Source organism: Alkalibacterium gilvum, assembly GCF_900109085.1.
Lineage (GTDB): Bacteria > Bacillota > Bacilli > Lactobacillales > Carnobacteriaceae_A > Alkalibacterium > Alkalibacterium gilvum.
This window is the reverse complement of the sequence record NZ_FNYW01000019.1, coordinates 15,323-36,340: the sequence shown is the minus strand read 5'-3', so window position 1 is coordinate 36,340 and position 21,018 is coordinate 15,323. Positions and strand designations below refer to the sequence as shown.

Genomic DNA, 21,018 nt, shown 5'->3' with positions numbered 1-21,018 from the left:
TCGACTATTATTCTACAGGAGAACTCACTTGTTTTCTAATAAAACGAAAAGGACGTTAGTGAGATATTCTCACCAACGTCCTTTATTGTACAACCAATAATTAAAAGAGTCGCAACGTTTTAAAACGTTGCGACTCTTTTAATGGTTAAATAAATAGTTTATACACGGTAAATATCTAATATACTACCTGTGTATGCATCAGCGATAAATTCATACTGTACCAAGCTGTTTTCTTCATAGCGAGAGATGCCGCCATAGTAGACATCCGTTTTATGAGCAAATTTCTCCCATGGGACTTTAGTAAGTTCTATCCATGAGCCGTCTATTGAATCTTCTTTAAGAAATTCTTTTTTTACCTTTTTCAAGATATCATCGGCTTTTAGCGTTTTATTTTTATTGTATTGCCTATATGAGAAAACGCCAAAAAGAAAAGATAAGATAGAAACGATATAAACGAATAACCATTCTTCTGATGAATAATCAGAAAACTTCTTCTTTTTTACTTGAAACACAATGATTCCTCCTAGTTGTTTGTAAGTTAAGTCTATTTTATCATACAAAGAAGCATAGTGTAATAGGAAACGAATACGAATGCTTAAAATCTAGCGTGATTTTGTGTATAATAGTTAAGAATAGATTTAAAAAAGATCTAATAAGGAGAATTGGGAAATGACAGAATCAAAAATCAATTTAAATACAAAAGAACTTATAAAAAAGACAACACAATTACAAGGAACGAGTGGTTTTGAACATAACATAAGAACATTTATGCGAGAAGAAATGTCACCATTCGTTGATGAATTAGATTATGATGGTCTTGGTGGAGTTTTTGGTGTTAAACACTCAGAAAACAAAGAAGCGCCAAAATTAATGGTAGCCGCACATATGGACGAAGTAGGCTTTATGGTTTCCTCTATTACAAAGAATGGCTTGATGAAGGTTTTACCTTTAGGTGGCTGGAACCCCTACGTTGTTTCATCTCAACGGTTCACTTTGCAAACGAAGATGGGGAATTATCCTGTTGTATCTTCCTCTGTACCGCCACATTTACTTAAAAACAAAGAATCAAAAAAACTATCTATTGAAGACATTTTATTTGATGGAGGTTTCGAATCCAAAGACGAAGCGGAAGCCTTTGGGGTAAGACCTGGAGATCCACTTGTACCTGATGTAGAAACAATTGAAACAGCTAATGGGAAATCCTTTATAGGTAAAGCCTGGGATAATCGTTTTGGTGTTACATTAGTTTTAGAACTGCTTAAAATGTTGGAAAAAGAAGCCTTACCTAACACGCTAATTGCCGGAGCAAATGTCCAGGAAGAAGTGGGCTTACGTGGTACTAAGGGAGCTGTAAGAAAATTTGACCCGGATGCTTTTTTAGCAGTGGACTGCTCACCGGCGAATGACTTAAATGGAAATAAAGAAAGTTTTGGGCGTTTAGGTGAAGGATTCTTGCTAAGGATTCAAGACCCTGGAATGATATTATCTAAAGAAATGAAAGAGTTTTTACTTGATACAGCTGAAACAAATAACATCCCTTACCAGTATTTCTTCTCAAAAGGTGGGACGGATGCCGTTGCGGCACATCAGCTGAATAAAGGTATCCCAAGTGCGGTCATTGGTGTACCGGCGCGTTATATCCATACTCACCAGTCATTATTTAGAATCGATGACTACGAAGCGGCAAGAGAAATGGTCTATCAGACCGTAAAAGCTTTTGACCGAAGCACTCTGGAAACGTTGAAAATCAAATAATTTAAAATATAAAAGTCGAGGAGAAATAAAATGTTTGTAAGTACGTATAATAATAACGGTTTGAATGATACCCTGATGATACTCTTTGAGAAAAGTAATAGTGATGTTCAGGAATTTAAAAAAGTTGATGACTTGGTAGAGATAAAAAACAAAGAAACCAACCGAGTCGTTGGCTACAATTTATTCAACGCTTCAAAGGTTATAAACAACCTGGAAAATGGATCTGTTGTTTTATCAGGAGAAGATATTGTTTATCTGAATGATACAATTAAAAAGGCCCATTTTACAAAAGAAATCGAACCAAATGATGGCCCAAGTTTTGTTGTGGGATTCGTGAAATCATGCGAACCAGTAGAAGGATCAGATCATTTGAATGTGACTCAGACAGAAATAGATAAGGGGAAGGTCCTGCAGATCGTTTGTGGAGCAGATAATATTAAAGCAAATGAGAAAGTTGTTGTTGCCAAAGTCGGAGCTGTAATGCCGGATGGAATGATTATTTGGCCTGGAGAGTTAAAAGGTGTAGCGAGTGCAGGAATGATTTGTTCTAAAAAAGAACTTGGCCTTCCTCAAGCAGCTAAAGGAATCATGATTCTGGATGAAAGTTATGAAACAGGTGCAGAGTTTCAAATTTAAATAATTTATTTATTTAGATTTAAGGAGGGAAACGATGTCTTCTAAATATATAGATTTTTTTGAGACAAGAAGAAATAGCGAAAAAACACGAAGCATTAAAAAGAAAGAACACGTCTCTTTTGATAATACGTATTCGCTTCCCAAAGATATAAAAAGACGGGAAAGTGTGGAAAAAGGATTCAAAGAGTATCTAAGTGATAAAGATAAAAATAGAAGTAAAGGGTATATTTCACCTCCTTTTGAAGTAAGCAAAGTTCCTTCACCTATATATGGTTATCACAAACCAAATAAATTTAAGAATCCAGACGTTGACTATACTCAATTAAAAGAAGAAATGAAAAAAGATTCCGACAACCTCATATTGTTTAAAGAGTGTCTAACAGAAGAAAAAAGTAGTGTAAGGATAAATAAGACAAAAAAACAAGATAAAGCTGTGAATGAAGAGGGAACACCCATCAAAAAAAATAAAAAAGCAAAAAAAGTATACGGGCTCAACCGATCGCTAGCAGATATTATCGAAGAAGAAAAAAGCGGAAATAATAAAGAGCGGCGTGGTGTACCTGGCTTATTTGAAAATAATAAGAAAATGTAAACCTCAGTTCATCAGGTGTTTGAGTAGACTAGCTTTTTATAATCATTTATCATATAGTATATAACGACGTGATTTAAGCTTGCTAGAAATAATTGGAGGACTACTAAATGAATCGAGATACACTATACCATTTTGTTGGGATAAAAGGATCAGGCATGAGCGCTTTAGCATTGATTCTTCATGATAAAGGCTACACTGTACAAGGATCTGATATTAAAAAGTATTTTTTCACTCAGAAAAACTTAGAAGAAGCCGAAATCCCAATGTATCTTTTTGATAAAGATAATATTAAAGAAGGCATGACAATTATCGCCGGGAATGCTTTTCCAGACTCACATGAAGAAATTGCTAGGGCAAAAGAATTAGGGCTCCCTATCAAACGGTACCACGACTTTTTAGGTGAGTTTAGTAATAATTATAAGAGTATTGCGATAACAGGATCTCATGGAAAAACAAGTACAACAGGACTACTAGCTCATGTTTTAAGTGGAATCAAAGAGACCAGCTATTTAATTGGTGATGGTACTGGTAGTGGTGAGAGAGAGGCTGAGTATTTTGTGTTAGAAGCATGTGAATACAGAAGACATTTTCTAGCATACGAAACTGACTATGCTATTATTACTAATATTGATTTTGATCATCCAGACTACTTTGAAAGTATTGAAGATGTAGAGGATGCCTTTTTAGAATTTTCTCAGCAAATTAAAAAAGCTATTTTTGCCTGTGGTGACGATGAAAGGTTACAAAAACTTCATGCTAACGTACCAATCGTTTACTATGGTTTTGATGAATACAATGATTTTCGAGCAAAAACCATTGAGCGCTCTACACACGGCTCATCATTTGACGTCTATGTAAGAGGGGATTTTTATAGCCGATTTACCATACCTTCTTTCGGTAAACATAATATACAGAATGCTCTATCTAACATTGCCTTTGCTCACTATGAGGGACTCGATAGAGAAAAAGTGAAAGAACGTCTGCTCTCATTCAAAGGAGTCAAACGACGCTTTACAGAAAAAAAAGTTATGAATACAGTCATCATAGATGATTATGCACATCATCCTGCAGAAATTAAAGCAACACTTGATGCTGCCCATCAAAAATATCCTGATAAAGAAATTGTAGCTGTTTTTCAGCCGCATACATTTAGTCGAACTATTGCATTGATGGATGAATTTGGAGAAGCATTAGACTTAGCTGACGCCGTTTATTTATGTGATATATTTACATCAGCAAGAGAACAAGATGGTGCAGTAACAATACAAGATTTATTGGAAAAGACTGAAAAAGGAAAAGAATTGATTAGTATAGAAGACATGTCTCCTCTTTTAAAACATAAGAACGAGGTTGTTATTTTTATGGGCGCCGGAGATGTCGAAAAATTTGAACATGCTTTTGAACGCATCCTGAGTCAATCAGAAGCGATTAATTAAAAGCTTATAGAGAAGGTACTAAGAGGTCGATGATATCTGAAGAGTAGAGATTGTTTCAGATGTTATCCTGACAACAAGGTACGTTCTCTTTTTCTATCCCTTTAATTTTGGTACTATAGACTTAGGAATAACAACTGGGAGTGGAGTATATTGACCGATAATAAAAAATTGCTTTTGATTGATGGTCACAGTGTAGCCTTTCGTGCTTTTTATGGACTGCATAGTCAACTTGAACGAATGAAAAACAAAAATGGCTTACACACAAATGCATTATACGGATTTCATAATATGTTGGAAGTTATTGTGGAAAAAGAAAAACCAACGCATGCGCTTGTTGCATTTGATGCTGGGAAAACAACATTTAGACATGAGTATTTTAAAGAATACAAAGGTGGGCGATCGAAAATGCCCTCTGAATTTGCAGAACAAATTCCTTACATGAAAGATTTGTTGAAAGGGTTTGGACTCAAAAGTTATGAACTACCTAACTTTGAGGCAGATGATATAATTGGAACTTTATCTAAAGAAGCTGAGGAGAGAGGGTTTGAGGTTGTTATTTTAACAGGTGATAGAGACTTGACACAATTAGCATCTGACTATGTACGAATTGATATTACAAAAAAAGGGGTTAAAGACCTCAAGGAATATACAAAAGCTTCTATTCAGGAAGAGATGGGGTTAACGCCAAATCAGATTGTTGATATGAAAGGTTTGGCTGGCGATGCTTCAGATAATATACCTGGTGTAACTAAAATAGGAGAAAAAACCGCTCTGAAACTCCTTCATAAATATGGTTCGATAGAAAACTTATATGAGCATATTGATGAAATGAAAAAATCAAAGCGTAAAGAATACTTGATAGACGAGAAAGAAACAGCTTTTTTGAGTAAGAAGCTTGCCACCATAGATCGAGAAGCCCCTATTAAAATAATGCTCGATGAGTTGGGCTACAATGGACAGGACATGGAGGCTCTTATTTCATTTTATAAAGAGATGGATTTCAATTCTCACTTAAGCAAGTTGGACACAAGTGAATATATGGAAGAATTAGCCGAAGAAGTTGTAGAGATTGATTTTACCCTGGTAAAAAATATTGATGCATCGATGTTTAAAGAAGGAATGGCACTTTATACAGAGATGCTAGATGAAAACTATCATCATTCAGAAATCATTAGTATTGCTTGGGGAAATGAAGAGAACCTCTATGTAACAGATCCTAAAACGGCATTCCAATCAGACGCCTTTAAAGAGTGGATTGAAGACGAATCGGTACATAAGGTCGTCTATGATGCGAAACAAACCTATGTCGCTTTAAATAGAAACAATATCAAAATAAAAGGAATTACTTTTGATATTATGCTGGCATCTTATTTGCTTACTGCTGAAGATAGTAGCAGCGGAGATCTTGCCGATGTGGCGTTAAAACATGATTATCAAAATATTTCACCAGACGAAATGGTATATGGAAAAGGTAAAAAAATAAGCAAGCCAGAAGATGAAGCCTTAATGCATGACCATATTGCCCGAAAAGTTTTAGCGATAAGCGTGCTTTCAGAAAAACTCGACAATGAACTTAAAGAAAATGAACAAGAAGATTTATTAAAAAAAATGGAACTACCCCTAGCTATGGTTCTTTCTGAAATGGAAATTCAAGGAATTACCGTGGATGCCGAGAGACTTGAAACAATGAAAAGTGAATTCCAAGAAACACTTGATAGAGTCGAGAAGCAAATATTTAAAGAAGCCGGTGAAGAATTTAATATTAATTCACCTAAACAGTTGAGTGTGATCCTTTTTGAAAAAATGGGGTATCCGGTCATTAAAAAAACTAAAACAGGTTACTCTACAGCTCAAGACGTTCTTGAAAAGCTGAGAGATCAGGCCCCGATTGTTGAATATATATTAGAGTACCGACAAATATCAAAAATTCAATCAACTTATATAGAGGGGTTACTCAAAGTAATCGACCCAGAAACGAGTAAAATACATACTCGCTATCTGCAAACAGTCGCTCGAACAGGTAGATTAAGTTCAGTGGATCCTAACCTTCAGAATATACCAATTAGATTAGAAGAAGGCAGAAAAATACGCCAAGCATTTGTGCCAAGAGAAAAGGGATGGAAAATTTATGCTTCAGATTATTCTCAGATAGAGCTGCGAATTCTGGCACATATATCAGAAGATGAACACTTCATCAAAGCCTTTAATGATGATGAAGATATCCATAATACGACTGCAATGAGAGTGTTTGATGTCGATGACGCATCAAAAATAACTCCTAATATGCGTCGTGATGCTAAGGCAGTCAATTTTGGTATCGTCTATGGTATTAGTGACTATGGATTGTCACAAAATCTAAATATCACAAGAAAAGAAGCAAAGGAATATATTGACACCTACTTTGAACGATTCCCAGGTGTAAAAAAATTCATAGATGATATCATTCGAGAAGCTAAGGATAAAGGATACGTTGAAACCTTATTCCATCGCAGACGTTATCTGCCAGAGATTAATTCAAAAAACTTTAATCTAAGATCTTTCGCCGAGCGAACAGCTATGAACACGCCCATTCAGGGGAGTGCTGCTGACATACTCAAAATGGCAATGATCGAAATGAATAAACGAATAAAAGAGAATAATATGCAAGCAACAATGCTTTTACAAGTACACGATGAAGTGATATTTGAAGTGCCTGAGCATGAGATTGAACAACTTGAAAAACTTGTTGAAGAAGTGATGGAAAACACTGTAAAACTTTCAGTTCCACTTAAAGTTGATAGCAGTTATGGAAATAGCTGGTATAACGCAAAATAATAGCGTAGGAGGCGAGGATTTCTCTCGCTTTCTTTACTCTAAAAAGTTATAGGAAGAGATGAAAAAATGCCTGAGTTACCAGAGGTGGAAAGTGTAAAAAACGGCCTAAATAAGCTGATTTCCGGCAAGGCTATTACTAACGTAGATGTTTTATGGATAAACATTATAAAAGATCCTTCAATCTCTGAATTTAAAGAGAGAATAGCGGGGCAAGTAATTGAGGCTGTGAAACGTAGAGGAAAATTTCTATTGTTTTTTTTAACTGATGATGTTTTGATAAGTCATCTAAGGATGGAAGGCAAGTATCGGTTGGAAAATACAGATGTGCCACGAACGAAGCATACACATGTTGTTTTTGAGTTAGATAGTGGTGAAGAATTAAGATATTTAGATGTGAGGAAATTTGGAAAGATGAGCTTGATAGCTAAAGAAAAATGGACTCAGCATCCATCGATGCTTAAACTTGGACCAGAACCAACGAATGAAGAATTGAAAATAAAGCATTTAGTAAATGCATTAAAGAAAACTGAGCGACCTATTAAGGCCTGTTTACTTGATCAAACAATAGTGGCTGGTGTAGGAAACATTTATGCTGATGAGATTCTTTATGATGCCTGTATTCATCCTGAAAGAAAAGGAAAAAGCCTTCAGTTGGATGAAATCAAAGATTTAAGGAATTCCATTATCACTATCATAAACAAAGCTGTAGATAAAGGTGGAACCACCATACGCACGTATTCTAATGCCTTTGGGACAGAAGGTGGATATCAGACATATCTTTCTGTATATGGAAAGAAGGATGAGAAATGTTCTCGTTGCCAACATACAATCAAAAAAATAAAAGTGGCACAGCGTGGAACACACTATTGTCCATATTGTCAAAAGTGACAAGGAGGGAATAATTATTGTAATGATTTTAGGACTTACTGGTGGGATTTCTAGCGGCAAATCGACTGTTAGTCACTATTTGAGGGAACGAGGGTTTCCTGTGATAGATGCAGATATTATAGCTCGTAAAGTTATGGAGCCAGAGGAGCCTGCCTACTTAAAAGTCATTGATTATTTTGGTAGCGAGATTCTCGATGTTAACAACGTAATAAATAGAAAAAAACTAGGAGACATTGTTTTTAGTGAAAGCGAAAAGCTTAATGTCTTAAACAAGCTTGTACAAAAAGAAATATTTAATGAAATTATGAGACAAAAAGATGAATTGTGTGATCACAAAGCACCTATGATTGTTCTTGATATTCCATTGTTGTATGAAGCAGGCTATCATAATAGTGTTGATAAGGTTATGGTTGTTTATGTTGATGAAGGGACACAGTTAAAGCGATTGAAAAAAAGAGATGCCCTTTCTGAAACAGCAGCAATACAGCGTATAAAAACTCAAATGCCATTGATTGAAAAAAAAGAAAGAGCAGATATTGTGATTGATAACAATGGTACTTTAGATCAAACAAGAAAACAAATAGATACTTGGCTCAATAAAAATAGCCTGTCGTCACAGCTTTAGACATGTGATATAATTAGTACTAAACAATCCAAAATAAAGGGCTGAAATACATGAATTGTCCAAGGTGTCAGCACAATGGAAGCAGAGTGGTAGATAGTCGTCCTGCTGAGGATGGCCGGGCTATTAGAAGAAGACGCGAATGTGAGAGCTGTTCTTACCGCTTTACTACATTTGAAAGAATTGAACAAAGTGCTATTTTAGTTGTCAAGAAAAATGGAAATCGTGAAGAGTTTGATAGAGAAAAGCTTCTTAGAGGAATACGCAGAGCATGCGAAAAACGACCTGTAACAGCTGAAGAGCAGGAAAATGTTGTGAATAAGGTTGAGAGAAAAATCCGAGATTCAAGTTTAAGTGAAATTCCATCAAATAAAATTGGTGAATTTGTTATGGAGGAGCTTGTTGACTTGGATGACGTTGCTTATATTCGCTTTGCAAGTGTCTATCGTCAATTTAAAGACATAGAAGTCTTCATGCAAGAAATGAAGGAACTCGAGAAAAAAAGGAAAAAAGAGTAAGTGAAAGGATAAAATAGATAATGAGTTACCCATGGAAAAATTTAAGTCCGAGAGATACGCTCATGCTTACTAAACTAGATATTATTTCTGACCTTGACGTATCGGTACTTCTTTCTTTATACCAACCATTAATGGGCGTAAAGTCAGTCAGCCTATATTTATCAATCAAGGAGTATCTTAGTGCATCTACAAGTAAAGAATTACCTTTATCTGATATTCTTACACATGTTGATATGGGATTGAGAGAATACTATGAGGCGAGGGTTAAGCTAGAGGCTTATGGTCTTTTGAAAGTATATAAGCATAAAAATAATGATGATCGTTATTTAATGACTATCGAAATACCATTGTCACCAAAACAATTCTTTAATGATATGATGTTGAGAATGATGCTTACTGAAAAACTAGGTGAGAGACTTGTTTCTGAGTTGAAAGAAAAATATTTAAAAAAGTATGATTCTGCTGATGAATATAAAGAAATCACTAAATCCTTTCATGAAGTTATTGATTTTAATATGGAAAATCATCTTGAAGCATTTCATTCAATTGATACACTTGAACAGCCAAGAAATCCCTCATTAGATGACACTATATTAAAAGAAAGTGACTTTGATTGGGATTTCTTTTTATCAGGACTAAACAAGCATTTTATTAGCTCAAAATCATTGACATCCAATATAAAAAAGTTAATAGAAACGTTTCACTTGATTTATTCTATCAACGAACTGGCTATGCAGAAATTTGTTCTTGAATCAGCGGATATTTCTTCTGGAGAAATAAGTGAAAAACAGCTGACCCGCATTGTTCATAGTCATTATTTAGGAGAAACGAAACAACAAAAAAATGAAATAAAAAACAATCAGAAAAATAGTAAGAGAGCAGAGCAGCTAAAGGCAAAAGGCTTTAAAAAAGAAGAAAGTGAGATTCTTTTGCATGCTGAAAAGATGCAGCCATACGCCTATCTTAGATCTATAAAGCAGCAAAAAGGAGGATATATCACCTCAAATGAGACATGGTTATTAAAAGAATTAGTTGAGCGCTCTCCACTATCAACAAGTGTGATTAATATACTTTTAAACTATATATTAATTGTAAAGAATGCTCCAACGTTAGAAAAAAACTTAGCTAATAAAATTGCTAATGATTGGGCTCAGAGTGATGTTGTGTCTCCTGAAGATGCCATGCTAAAGGTAAAAGGTTTTTATGATACCGCTAATGAAAAAAACAATCAAAGGAAGCAACGCCCAAGAAGAAAGTCAACGTATAGATCACAGGCAAACAGCAGAAAAGAGACATTGCCACTATGGGCAAAAGAATCAGACGAAAAAGATGAACGTTTGAGTCAAGAAGAAGAAAATGCATTTAGAGAAAAATTGAAAAATATTCGAAAACAGAAAAGTGGTGATGAATAATGGAGAGTCTAAAGAGCCAACTAGAAAAAATGATGGATGCAAATAAATTGAATCAAACGTATAGAGATATCATGAAAAATCAGGTTTTTAGTGATCCAGAGGTTAAAAAATTCCTATCAATTAATAAAGAAACATTAGATAAGAATGCTATTGAAAGAAGCGCATCAAAACTATATGAATTTGTATCTGAAAAACAAAAAGCTGAAAATATGAGTGGTGAGCTTGCTCCAGGGTATACTCCTAAATTGATCTTGAATAATCATCGTATCGATGTAACATATGAACCAACTTCTGAGCTGATAAATAAGAAAGCAGAAGAAAAAATAAAAAATCGTATACAGTCAGTATTTATGCCAAAAGATTTGAAAAATGCATCATTTGAATCTTTTGAAGTGACACGAAAAAGACAGGCCGCATTAGAGAAGGCTATCATGTTTGTTGAAAATTATCTTGATTCACCCAAAGCTTTTCATAAAGGCTTGTATCTTTATGGCGCTTTTGGAGTAGGGAAAACATATTTACTTGGAGCAATTGCTCATGAATTATCTGAGCAGGGATATCCGTCTACGATTGTTCACTTTCCAACTTTTGCTGTTGAAATGAAAAATTCTATTGGAAAGAATACAACAGAAGATAAATTGGATAGTTTTAAACAAGCATCTCTTCTTATGCTTGATGACATTGGAGCAGATTCAATGTCGTCATGGATTAGAGATGATATCCTTGGTGTTATACTACAATATCGTATGCAGCAAGAACTACCCACATTTTTCACTTCCAATTTTGATATGGAACAGCTGGAAAATGAGCATTTGACTTATTCGCAACGCGGAGAAAATGAACCGTTGAAAGCAAAGCGTATCATGGAAAGAATAAAATTTTTGACAGAAGAAGTCGAAATGTCCGGAGAGAATAGAAGGCATAAATAGAACGTAAGTATTGTGTAAATAAGCAACTTATGATACGATCAATACACTAAAACAATGAGAAAGACACCTGTGACTGTTATGCTTTAAAGAGAGAGAATGAGCGCTGGGACATTCTTAAGACAAACTGTCATAGACCACTTTCGAGTACTATTTTGAAACGTCAGTAAAAATAGTCGCACGCTCAGCGTTATCGAGTAATGAAGATAGTAAGAGATGTATTCTCTACTATAAAAATTGGGTGGAACCACGTACGATAAAGACGTCCCATTGAATGGAATTTTTTCATTCAATGGGACGTCTTTATTTATATAAGGAGGAATAAAAATGGTCAAACATATTAACGTAACATTACCAGATGGTACAATCAAAGAAGTTGAACAAGGAGTCACTCCGAAAGAAATTGCTCATGGCATAGCCAAGTCTTTAGGGAAAAAAGGTCTAGCAGCAAAATGGAATGGCGAATTAATTGATTATAGCCGTTCATTGGAAAAAGATGGCTTTTTAGAAATTGTTACACCAGATCACGAAGATGCCTTATCCGTTTTAAGACATTCAACTGCCCATCTTATGGCACAAGCGGTAAAACGATTATATCCGGATGTTAAATTTGGAGTTGGTCCAGCTATAGAAAATGGCTTTTATTATGATACTGATACAAGTGACCCCATTACAGATGAGGACCTAGGAAAAATCGAGACTGAAATGATGTCTATCGTAAAAGAAAATCTTCCGATAGAAAGAAAAGAAATCAGTAAAGATGATGCATTGAAATTATTTGAAAACGACCCATATAAAGTAGAACTGATCAATGATTTACCCAAAGATGAAGTGATTACAATATATGAACAAGGTGAATTTGCCGACTTATGTCGTGGTGTTCACGTGCCGTCAACTGGTCGCATACAAGTATTTAAATTGCTTTCACTTGCGGGAGCCTACTGGCGAGGTAATTCAAATAATAAAATGATGCAACGTATTTATGGAACGGCCTTTTTTGATAAAAAAGCTTTGAAAGACTATTTAAAAATGCGTGAAGAGGCAAAACAACGTGACCACCGTAAATTGGGCAAAGAATTAGACTTGTTCATGCTTAATCCGGAAGTAGGCTCAGGCTTGCCGTTCTGGCTTCCTAAGGGAGCAACAATACGTCGCATTATTGAACGTTATATTACAGATAAAGAGATAAATTTGGGATATGAACATGTTTACACACCTATTATGGCCAATGTCGATTTCTATAAAAAATCAGGGCACTGGGATCATTATCATGAAGATATGTTTCCACCAATGGATATGGGGGACGGAGAAATGCTGGTCCTACGTCCAATGAACTGCCCACATCACATGATGGTATACAAGAATGACGTTCGGAGCTATCGTGAATTGCCTATTCGTATAGCTGAACTCGGTCAAATGCACCGTTATGAGAAAAGCGGCGCATTATCTGGCTTGCAAAGAGTACGCGAGATGACATTAAATGATGCGCATGCTTTTGTTCGTCCAGATCAGATCAAGGAAGAATTTAGACGTGTTGTAAACTTGATGTTAGCTGTTTATGAAGATTTTGATATTTCAGACTATCGCTTCCGCTTAAGTTATCGTGATCCAAAAAATACTGAAAAGTACTTTGATGATGATGCTATGTGGATGAAAGCGGAGAGTATGTTGAAAGAAACCCTTGATGAAATGGGACTGGAATATTTTGAAGCAATAGGTGAAGCCGCATTTTATGGACCAAAACTAGACGTGCAAGTGAAAACAGCTTTGGGGACAGAGGAAACATTGTCTACAGTACAACTAGACTTCTTGCTTCCAGAACGCTTTGATTTAACCTATGTAGGCGAGGATGGTTTAGATAATCATCGTCCGGTGGTTATTCACAGAGGTATTGTTTCTACTATGGAACGCTTTGTTGCATACTTGATAGAGCGTTATAAAGGTGCTTTCCCTACATGGTTAGCTCCTGTACAAGCTAAAATCATCCCAGTTAACCTGGATATACATGGTGATTATGCAAATGAACTCCAAGGAAAACTTTCTTCACAAGGTTTAAGAGTAGAAGTTGATATGCGGAATGAAAAAATGGGGTATAAAATTAGGGAAGCGCAGACGCTTAAAGTACCTTACCAACTTGTAATTGGTGATAATGAAATGGAAGAAAATACTGTTGCTGTTCGAAAATATGGTGAGAAGAAAACAGAAACGATTGATTTAGATGTATTTGTAAAAACATTAAAAGAAGAAGCCAGTAAATAAAAAAAGTTTGACATAACAGAAAATGAGTGTTATTATATAAAAGTTGAGAAAACAAAGAAGGAGCTCCCGCTTCTCGCCTAAGTGGTATAAATCTCTGGGCAGATATGAACGTGTATATAACTAATGCATTAACTTGTGTTTTTATGCGGAGATTAGGCGGGATTTCTATTTAATATAGAAATATCGCCTTTTTCTGTGTTTTTCTCGCAAATACTTTGGAGGTGACCACCATAGCTAAAGACATGATTGTCAACGATCGTATTCGCGCGAAAGAAGTACGATTGATAGGTAAAGACGGTGAACAGATAGGAGTCATTGAGCGGAGTAAAGCATTAAAGTTAGCAGAAGATTCCAGCTTGGATTTAGTTCTTGTTTCTCCTAATGCTAAACCCCCAGTGGCTCGTATCATGGATTACGGTAAATATCGCTATGAACAGCAGAAGAAAGAACGCGAAGCAAGGAAAAATCAGAAAGTTATCAACGTTAAAGAGATTCGTTTGAGTCCTACAATTGATGACCATGATTTCAACACAAAATTGCGTAACGCTCGTAAGTTCTTGGAAAAAGGCGATAAAGTAAAAGTATCTATTCGTTTCCGAGGTCGAGCTATCACTCATAAAGAAATTGGACGGGACGTACTGGAACGTATGGCGGAAGAAACATCTGATGTTTCACAAGTTGAATCTAAAGCTAAAATGGATGGCCGCAGCATGTTCTTGATGCTCGCACCGACAAGTGAGAAATAATAAGTAAAAGAATCAAAAAATGATTCTGCTTAAAATCATAGATAAGAGTATTGGAGGAAAAAATTATGCCTAAGCAAAAAACGCATAGAGGATCAGCAAAACGTTTCAAAAGAACAGGATCTGGAAAACTAAAAAGAAGCCACGCAAAACGTAGTCATATGTTTGCAAACAAAACCCAGAAACAAAAACGTAAATTACGTAAATCAGCTATGGTTTCCGATAGTGATTACAAGCGTATCAAGCAACAATTAACTTACATGAAATAAAAATTTAGATTTCAGAGGATTGTATTGAAGGAGGAAAAACAATGGCACGAGTAAAAGGTGGCGTCGTCACTCGTAGACGCCGTAATCGCGTATTAAAATTAGCTAAAGGATATTATGGTGCTAAACATCGCTTGTTCAAAGTTGCAAAACAACAAGTTATGAAATCATACATGTATTCATATAGAGACCGCAAACAAAATAAACGTAATTTCCGTAAATTATGGATTGCACGTATCAATGCAGCAGCACGTATAAATGGTTTGAGTTATTCTAAGTTTATGCATGGATTGAAATTAGCGGAAATTGATATGAACCGTAAAATGTTAGCTGACTTGGCAATTAATGATGCAGAAGCATTTACATCATTAACAAATCAAGCTAAAGACGCATTAAAGAAATAATTAAAAATAGCCATATAACAAGGAGTTCTAAAGCTCATTATTATATGGCCTTTTTTTATAATCTCAAACTTACTTATATATGGAATTTTACTTAATATACATACATTCTTCATGGTATAATAAAATAGATTGCTTCAATAGTGATAGTCAAAATAATTCATGCGAGATTAGAATGGCATTGATTTAAATACAGCATCGCGAAAAAAGAGTAGGATACTAAATATAATTATAGTTTGTGAGGGTATGACAAGTGGAGAAAAATAAAAGACGAATTGCCATTATTGGAAGTGGAATAACAGGTCTTACTATTGCATATCGCTTGCAAAAAGAGATTGATAAAAAGAAGCTACCTATAGAAATAGTAGTGTTAGAGTCGTCTATTCGTTCTGGAGGAAAAATTTATACTATGAAATTTGGCGAAGGCTTTATTGATTTAGGTGCGGAATCGATTGACACGCGTTTGCCTGAAGCAATGGAGTTAATTGAAGAATTGAATCTTATGGATAAAGTTGAATATAGTCAGAATGGGAAGCAAGATGTATACGCCTTTAATAAACTGTACAACTTTAATTGTCCTACCTACAAGGGTATTCCTGTAAAACGTACCGATATCTGGAGATACGATTTGCTTTCTTTTCAGGGCAAACTTGCCTTTTTGAAAAACACATATTTTTCTGGAACAGAGTCAAAGAAAGAATTGACAACAAAAGAATATATGTCCCAGCGTATTGGTGAAGAAATGGCTGAATATGGAGCAGAACCTTATTTTTCAAAAATTTATACAAGTGATATTGATGAGATAGGTATTTATGGATTCAACGAACCCCTTGTTAATTTGGAAAGTGTTCATGGGACGTGGTCGAAAGTGTTGGAAAATCATCCTGAAATATGGGATGGAGATGGGATGTATGCAACCTTTAAAGAAGGACTTGAAGTCTTAACAAATGAGTTAGCAAAAAGAATTGAACCATCGATTCGTTTTGCTAAGCAAGTCACTGAAATAAAGCAGAGTATCAATAATACTTATTTGCTTGATGTGAATAAAAAAGAACAGCTTAGAGTTGATTCAGTTGTTGTTGTGACTGATACTGATGTGTATAAAGATTTATTTAAAGGAATTGAAATCAATAAATATTTCAATGACATTAAAATGGGATCTGTAGGATTTTTACTATTTAGTTTTCCAAAAGGTTCTATAAAGAATCCACCCAAAGGAAATGGCGTACTTTCTGTTAGAAGAAATAATTCATATATACAAAGTGTTGTTTGGTTAAACAAAAAGTGGAATCATTTCAAGGATAAGGATGAAGAACTACTTGGAATTTATTTTGGTCGTAGTGGTGATGGCGTTATGATGTCCTTAAGTAATAAACAAATAGAAAAAGAGATACTTAATGATATTTCAGATATGCTAGGAGTAAATGCCTCGCCTAGTTATAAAATAATCAAGCGCTGGCCAAATGCAATTCCTCAATTCTCCTTGATGCATGAAGAAAACAGAAAAGATTTATTTGAATTCTTAGATGAAAAGTATCCAGGTTTATATCTTGCAGGAAATGGAATTAATGGATTTGGTATTAATAATTGCATTGCACAAGCAAACAAAGTGAGTAGTCAAGCTATAGAGTATATTGAGACAACATTATGATTTTAAAACACATAAAAATCCAAAAAAAATGAGTATTTATATTAAAGTCAATAATACTTGGTTATTATGGTAGATATCCAAATTTGTTTGAATTAAATTTTAAAAAACACTGATTTTTAAGCAGATAGTAACTTTTTGCAAGATTGAAAAACTCCAAGTGTATTTAACTGCAAAAAATGTGGCAAAATTGCTGCTGACGCAAATGTAAAGCGATTAATATTGACTCATTTACCACAAAATAGTGATTAAACTAGATTAATCGATGAAGCAAAAAGTGAGTCATCTAATACAGAAGTTAACTTAGCAAAAAAAGATTTGAAAATAACTATATAAGTAAGGAGCAAAAAAATGTACTACGTAAAAAATGAACGAAATGGTAAAGAGATACATGATCCGAAACTTAATTTAGCTATAGAATATTATTTGTTAAATGAAGTAAAACTAGATGAATCTATACTTTTATTTTATATCAATAACAATTCAATTATTATTGGAAGAAATCAGAATACGTATGAAGAAGTGAATACAACTTATGTCGAAGAAAATAATATAGATGTCGTCCGCCGGTTTTCAGGTGGAGGAGCGGTCTATCATGATATGGGTGTCTTATGTTTTTGTTTTATTACTGAAGATGATGGGAATTCATTCCGAGACTTCAAAAGGTTTACGTCTCCTGTTATTGATGCTTTACATCAAATGGGAGTGAATGGGGCTGAACTAAAAGGGCGAAATGATTTAGTCATCAATGATAAGAAATTTTCTGGGAATGCAATGTACTCAAAAAATGGACGTATGACGGCCCATGGCACACTCATGTTTGATTCAGAGATAGATGCTGTAGTTAAAGCCTTGAAACCAAAAAAACATAAACTTGAATCCAAGGGTATTAAATCAATTCGCAGTAGGGTAACTAATATAAAACCATTTCTAGAACATTCTTATCAGTGTATGAATGCAAAAACATTTAGAGATCAGCTGCTCCTATACCTTTACGACACTGATTCTAAAGAAAATGTTAAAGAGTATGTTTTAACAGATAAGGACTGGGAAAAAATTGATGCCTTTGCTGCGGAGTATACGGATAATTGGGACTGGAACTACGGTAAATCACCTGAGTTTGATATGGAGCGTAGCGATCGACTATCCGTAGGGACGGTGGAAGTGAAGATGAATGTTAGAAAAGGGAATATTGATGTTATTCGTATATATGGTGATTTCTTTGGTTTGGGTGAAATTGAGGATGTAGAAGATGAATTAACAAATATACCTTACACAAAAGAAGCAATAACAAATGCTCTAAATAAAATTGATATTAATAAATATTTTGGAAGTGTTGATCTTAGTGAATTAGTTGATTTGATTTATTAATAATTGACAAATATATAAAGAGTGACCTCCTTATTTATAATCATTATAAATAAGAAGGTCACTCTTTGTTAATATTCTTTTCAACAAACCTTGAATACATAGGATTTAGACACAGGTTTATGAAATAAGAACAAAAATTGACAAAAAATTGACAAAAGGGGTTTACTTGTCGTCACATTTAGGTTAATATTATTATTGTAGACAGATTCACTTGAAAGAATAATCATATAGTAGCGAAGGGAGAAATACATAATGGTTACATTATTTACAACACCTAGCTGTACATCATGTCGAAAAGCAAAGGCTTGGTTAGAGGAGTATGGAATTTCTTATACTGAAAAAAACATGGCTCACAACCCCTTAAAAATTAATGAAATTAAGGCAATCATGAGATTGACTGAAGATGGAACGGAAGATATCATCTCCACGCGATCAAAAGCGTTTAAAGAATTAAATGTTGATATAGATGAATTATCATTAAAAGAATTATTCATGTTAATTCAAGAAAATCCAACACTTATAAGAAGACCTATAATTCTTGACGAGAAAAGACTACAAATTGGTTATAATGAAGATGAAATTCGCCAGTTCGTACCAAGAGAAATAAGAGAAATCGAACTTAAAAAAGCGCAACAATTAGTCTCAATAAAGTAAAATTAAATCTAAAATAAAGTGATGGAATCGACAAATTATTTGTCGGTTCTTTTTATAAAAAACTTGTGACTTGTATTTAAATCAAAGCTTTTGTATAATGGAAAGAGTGCAATTCTTATGAATGTACTCTACAAAAAAATAAATTTATCTTATAGGAATGGTTATTCCAATGAAATGTGAGGTGCGGAATAATGGAAATTGAGCATATCAATGAAGATACAATACGTGTAACGATTGAAAATACTGACCTAGAGGAACGTGGGGTTACTTTTCTTGATCTTTTAGGTAATCAGAAACAAATTGAGAAATTCTTTTATAGTATATTAGAAGAAGTTGATATTGATGAGGAGTTTCAAGAATCTGAAGCAGTTACCTTCCAGGTTATGCCTAATAGTAATGGCTTGGAATTATTTATCAGTAAAGGCGCAAATTTTAAAGAAAATTCAAATTCTCTCAATGCACTGAAGAATAAATTAACTCTTAATCAAGATGAGCAGTCATCAGATGAAATGAATGATTATCAAAAAGAAAATAATCAGACAAAAGAAGCTGTCGTGACCTTTGATAGTTTCGAAAAACTGCTAGCTTTATCTAAAAATTTATATTTAGAGAGTGGTCTATCTACTCTTTATAGTTACAAAGATATGTATTATCTCCATATCGTATTCTTTGTTGAGGAAATGGTACAGAAAACAAGTGATGAAGAATTAGCTATTGTACTTGAATTTGGAGAAAATACTAAAACAACACCTGAAGTATTAAGTGAATATGCCAAACTATTAATGAAATCAAATGCTTTAGAGCAAGCACGTTATTACTTTAAATAAAATAGAACTAATTTTAAAGACCTACAGAATATCATATCTGTAGGTCTTTTTTCGTGAGAAAAAAATTAAAATGGCAATATATATAAATAGAGAATAAAATACAAAGGAGGAAAAGACCTATGTTTACAGCAGTAGATGACCAGGGGGGATTATTATTTGCAAGTTCCTTTACAGAAGATAAATTATGTTACTGCTCTGGCTGTAGAGAAGAAGTAATATTTAAGAAAGGAGTCATTAACCAGCCTCATTTTGCACATAAACGTCAGAGCTTCTGTCAATATTTCTCAGAAGGAGAAACGAGCGAACATATTAAAGGGAAACTGCTCTTGTATGAGTGGTTTAAAAGAGAGAAATTTAAAGTGAAATTAGAATTATTCATACCAGAATTAAAGCAGCGTCCAGATTTATTTATTAATTATAAAGAAACAAGGATAGCTATTGAATTTCAGTGTAGTCCAATTTCTAAAAAAATTATAAAAAAAAGAACGAGAGGCTACATTGAAAAGGGTATAAAAGTCATCTGGATACTCGGTAAAAAATTGAAAGTTAGTAATAAATTTACAAGTCAGCAATACGACTATCTATCTATAAATAAAAATGGACAATATAATTTACTGCAACTGAATCAAGATGAACAGTGCTTAGAAATAATTACAAATATTAGAAGTTCAGATAAGGGAATACGGTTCAAAAAAAAATTCTTGCCTTTTGAAAGTGATAAAGTAGCTGTGGAAAAAACACTTAACACCCAATACCTGACTAAAGAAGCTAAAATGAAGCGAAAGTCTGTTGAAGTAAAAAAACTGCAGCACTTATCCTTCTATAAGGATAAAAGAACAAGACGTTTTTTTGAATTGTTATATCAAAATAATCTGTCTATTCAAACTTTACCTGATGTCTTGTTTTATAGCGTTTCAAATGAATGGTTAATCAGAACATTCTCTTATCAGTGGAAATTACTAATATTTTTATGGATAAACACGCTATCTTATTATGAGATAATAACATTGAAAAGACTCGGGCGTAAAGTAAACAGTTGGAAGAAAGAAAATGAGCTCATACAATATCTTTTACCTTATTCAGAAGAAACAAATGAATTGTTGCCATTTATTGAGTTTTTAAATGTGTTGAGTGAAGTGGGGTTTTTAAAAAAAGTAGGAGAGCTAAAATGGGTAAGGATAAAAATAGAGGAATGAGAATTAATTTTTGATGAGTAAATGACATGGTGAGATTAATGTAGATAAAAATAT

At 34.1% G+C, this 21,018-nt stretch carries 20 protein-coding genes and 1 other annotated feature; of the genes, 19 read left to right on the top strand and 1 reads right to left on the bottom strand.

Translation table 11 applies throughout. The features are described from left to right. Positions 1 to 158: 158 nt before the first annotated feature. On the bottom strand, positions 159 to 512 hold the full coding sequence (locus BMX83_RS06085; protein WP_245746640.1) for a PepSY domain-containing protein: 354 nt from the start codon (positions 510 to 512) through the stop codon (positions 159 to 161). Positions 513 to 669: 157 nt separating this feature from the next. Between BMX83_RS06085 and pepA the strand changes: the two genes are divergently transcribed. The 19 genes from pepA (at position 670) to BMX83_RS05990 (ending at position 20,964) form a co-directional block, all read left to right on the top strand. Beyond that, entirely contained in the window at positions 670 to 1,755 is a 1,086-nt protein-coding gene (gene pepA, locus BMX83_RS06080; RefSeq protein ID WP_091634760.1) for a glutamyl aminopeptidase, read from the top strand. Positions 1,756 to 1,785: 30 nt separating this feature from the next. Then, entirely contained in the window at positions 1,786 to 2,391 is a 606-nt protein-coding gene (ytpR, locus tag BMX83_RS06075; RefSeq protein WP_091634757.1) for a YtpR family tRNA-binding protein, read from the top strand. Positions 2,392 to 2,425: 34 nt separating this feature from the next. Then, positions 2,426 to 2,983 carry a hypothetical protein gene (locus tag BMX83_RS06070; protein WP_091634755.1) on the top strand — a complete coding sequence of 186 codons (558 nt, stop codon included), beginning with the start codon at positions 2,426 to 2,428 and terminating at the stop codon, positions 2,981 to 2,983. Positions 2,984 to 3,090: 107 nt separating this feature from the next. Beyond that, entirely contained in the window at positions 3,091 to 4,419 is a 1,329-nt protein-coding gene (gene murC, locus BMX83_RS06065) for a UDP-N-acetylmuramate--L-alanine ligase (RefSeq protein ID WP_091634751.1), read from the top strand. A 150-nt stretch (positions 4,420 to 4,569) separates the two neighbouring features. Beyond that, the gene (gene polA, locus BMX83_RS06060) at positions 4,570 to 7,233 is read left to right on the top strand and encodes a DNA polymerase I (RefSeq protein ID WP_091634748.1); all 2,664 of its coding nucleotides are present in this window, start codon (positions 4,570 to 4,572) and stop codon (positions 7,231 to 7,233) included. 66 nt (positions 7,234 to 7,299) lie between these two features. Then, positions 7,300 to 8,121, top strand: coding sequence for a DNA-formamidopyrimidine glycosylase (gene mutM, locus BMX83_RS06055; RefSeq protein ID WP_091634745.1), 822 nt, complete (start codon positions 7,300 to 7,302; stop codon positions 8,119 to 8,121). A gap of 22 nt (positions 8,122 to 8,143) precedes the next feature. Continuing rightward, positions 8,144 to 8,746, top strand: coding sequence for a dephospho-CoA kinase (gene coaE / locus BMX83_RS06050; RefSeq protein ID WP_245746639.1), 603 nt, complete (start codon positions 8,144 to 8,146; stop codon positions 8,744 to 8,746). Between the two features lie 50 nt (positions 8,747 to 8,796). After that, positions 8,797 to 9,261, top strand: a complete 465-nt coding sequence (gene nrdR / locus BMX83_RS06045) for a transcriptional regulator NrdR (protein ID WP_091634742.1) — start codon at positions 8,797 to 8,799, stop codon at positions 9,259 to 9,261. A 20-nt stretch (positions 9,262 to 9,281) separates the two neighbouring features. Then, complete coding sequence (locus BMX83_RS06040; protein ID WP_091634740.1) at positions 9,282 to 10,673, top strand: replication initiation and membrane attachment family protein; 1,392 nt, start codon at positions 9,282 to 9,284, stop codon at positions 10,671 to 10,673. Further along, entirely contained in the window at positions 10,673 to 11,602 is a 930-nt protein-coding gene (gene dnaI / locus BMX83_RS06035; RefSeq protein WP_091634737.1) for a primosomal protein DnaI, read from the top strand. Before BMX83_RS06040 ends, dnaI begins: the two co-directional genes overlap by 1 nt. Before the next feature lie 45 nt (positions 11,603 to 11,647). Further along, positions 11,648 to 11,872, top strand: a binding site (T-box leader). 54 nt (positions 11,873 to 11,926) lie between these two features. Then, positions 11,927 to 13,858: a threonine--tRNA ligase gene (thrS, locus tag BMX83_RS06030; RefSeq protein ID WP_091634735.1), complete on the top strand. Its 1,932-nt coding sequence runs from the start codon at positions 11,927 to 11,929 to the stop codon at positions 13,856 to 13,858. A gap of 242 nt (positions 13,859 to 14,100) precedes the next feature. After that, positions 14,101 to 14,604 (top strand): translation initiation factor IF-3, encoded by a 504-nt coding sequence (infC, locus tag BMX83_RS06025; RefSeq protein ID WP_091634732.1) that lies wholly within the window; start codon positions 14,101 to 14,103, stop codon positions 14,602 to 14,604. Positions 14,605 to 14,669: 65 nt separating this feature from the next. After that, positions 14,670 to 14,870 (top strand): 50S ribosomal protein L35, encoded by a 201-nt coding sequence (gene rpmI / locus BMX83_RS06020; protein WP_091634729.1) that lies wholly within the window; start codon positions 14,670 to 14,672, stop codon positions 14,868 to 14,870. A gap of 41 nt (positions 14,871 to 14,911) precedes the next feature. Then, complete coding sequence (gene rplT, locus BMX83_RS06015) at positions 14,912 to 15,271, top strand: 50S ribosomal protein L20 (protein ID WP_091634726.1); 360 nt, start codon at positions 14,912 to 14,914, stop codon at positions 15,269 to 15,271. Between the two features lie 250 nt (positions 15,272 to 15,521). Next, complete coding sequence (gene hemG / locus BMX83_RS06010; protein ID WP_091634723.1) at positions 15,522 to 16,919, top strand: protoporphyrinogen oxidase; 1,398 nt, start codon at positions 15,522 to 15,524, stop codon at positions 16,917 to 16,919. A gap of 348 nt (positions 16,920 to 17,267) precedes the next feature. Further along, positions 17,268 to 18,287, top strand: coding sequence for a lipoate--protein ligase (gene lplA, locus BMX83_RS06005; RefSeq protein ID WP_091634721.1), 1,020 nt, complete (start codon positions 17,268 to 17,270; stop codon positions 18,285 to 18,287). A 252-nt stretch (positions 18,288 to 18,539) separates the two neighbouring features. Continuing rightward, positions 18,540 to 18,941 carry a transcriptional regulator SpxA gene (gene spxA / locus BMX83_RS06000; protein WP_091634719.1) on the top strand — a complete coding sequence of 134 codons (402 nt, stop codon included), beginning with the start codon at positions 18,540 to 18,542 and terminating at the stop codon, positions 18,939 to 18,941. Positions 18,942 to 19,132: 191 nt separating this feature from the next. Further along, positions 19,133 to 19,768 carry an adaptor protein MecA gene (locus tag BMX83_RS05995; protein ID WP_091634716.1) on the top strand — a complete coding sequence of 212 codons (636 nt, stop codon included), beginning with the start codon at positions 19,133 to 19,135 and terminating at the stop codon, positions 19,766 to 19,768. A 119-nt stretch (positions 19,769 to 19,887) separates the two neighbouring features. Then, on the top strand, positions 19,888 to 20,964 hold the full coding sequence (locus BMX83_RS05990; RefSeq protein WP_091634713.1) for a competence protein CoiA: 1,077 nt from the start codon (positions 19,888 to 19,890) through the stop codon (positions 20,962 to 20,964). Positions 20,965 to 21,018: the final 54 nt, after the last annotated feature.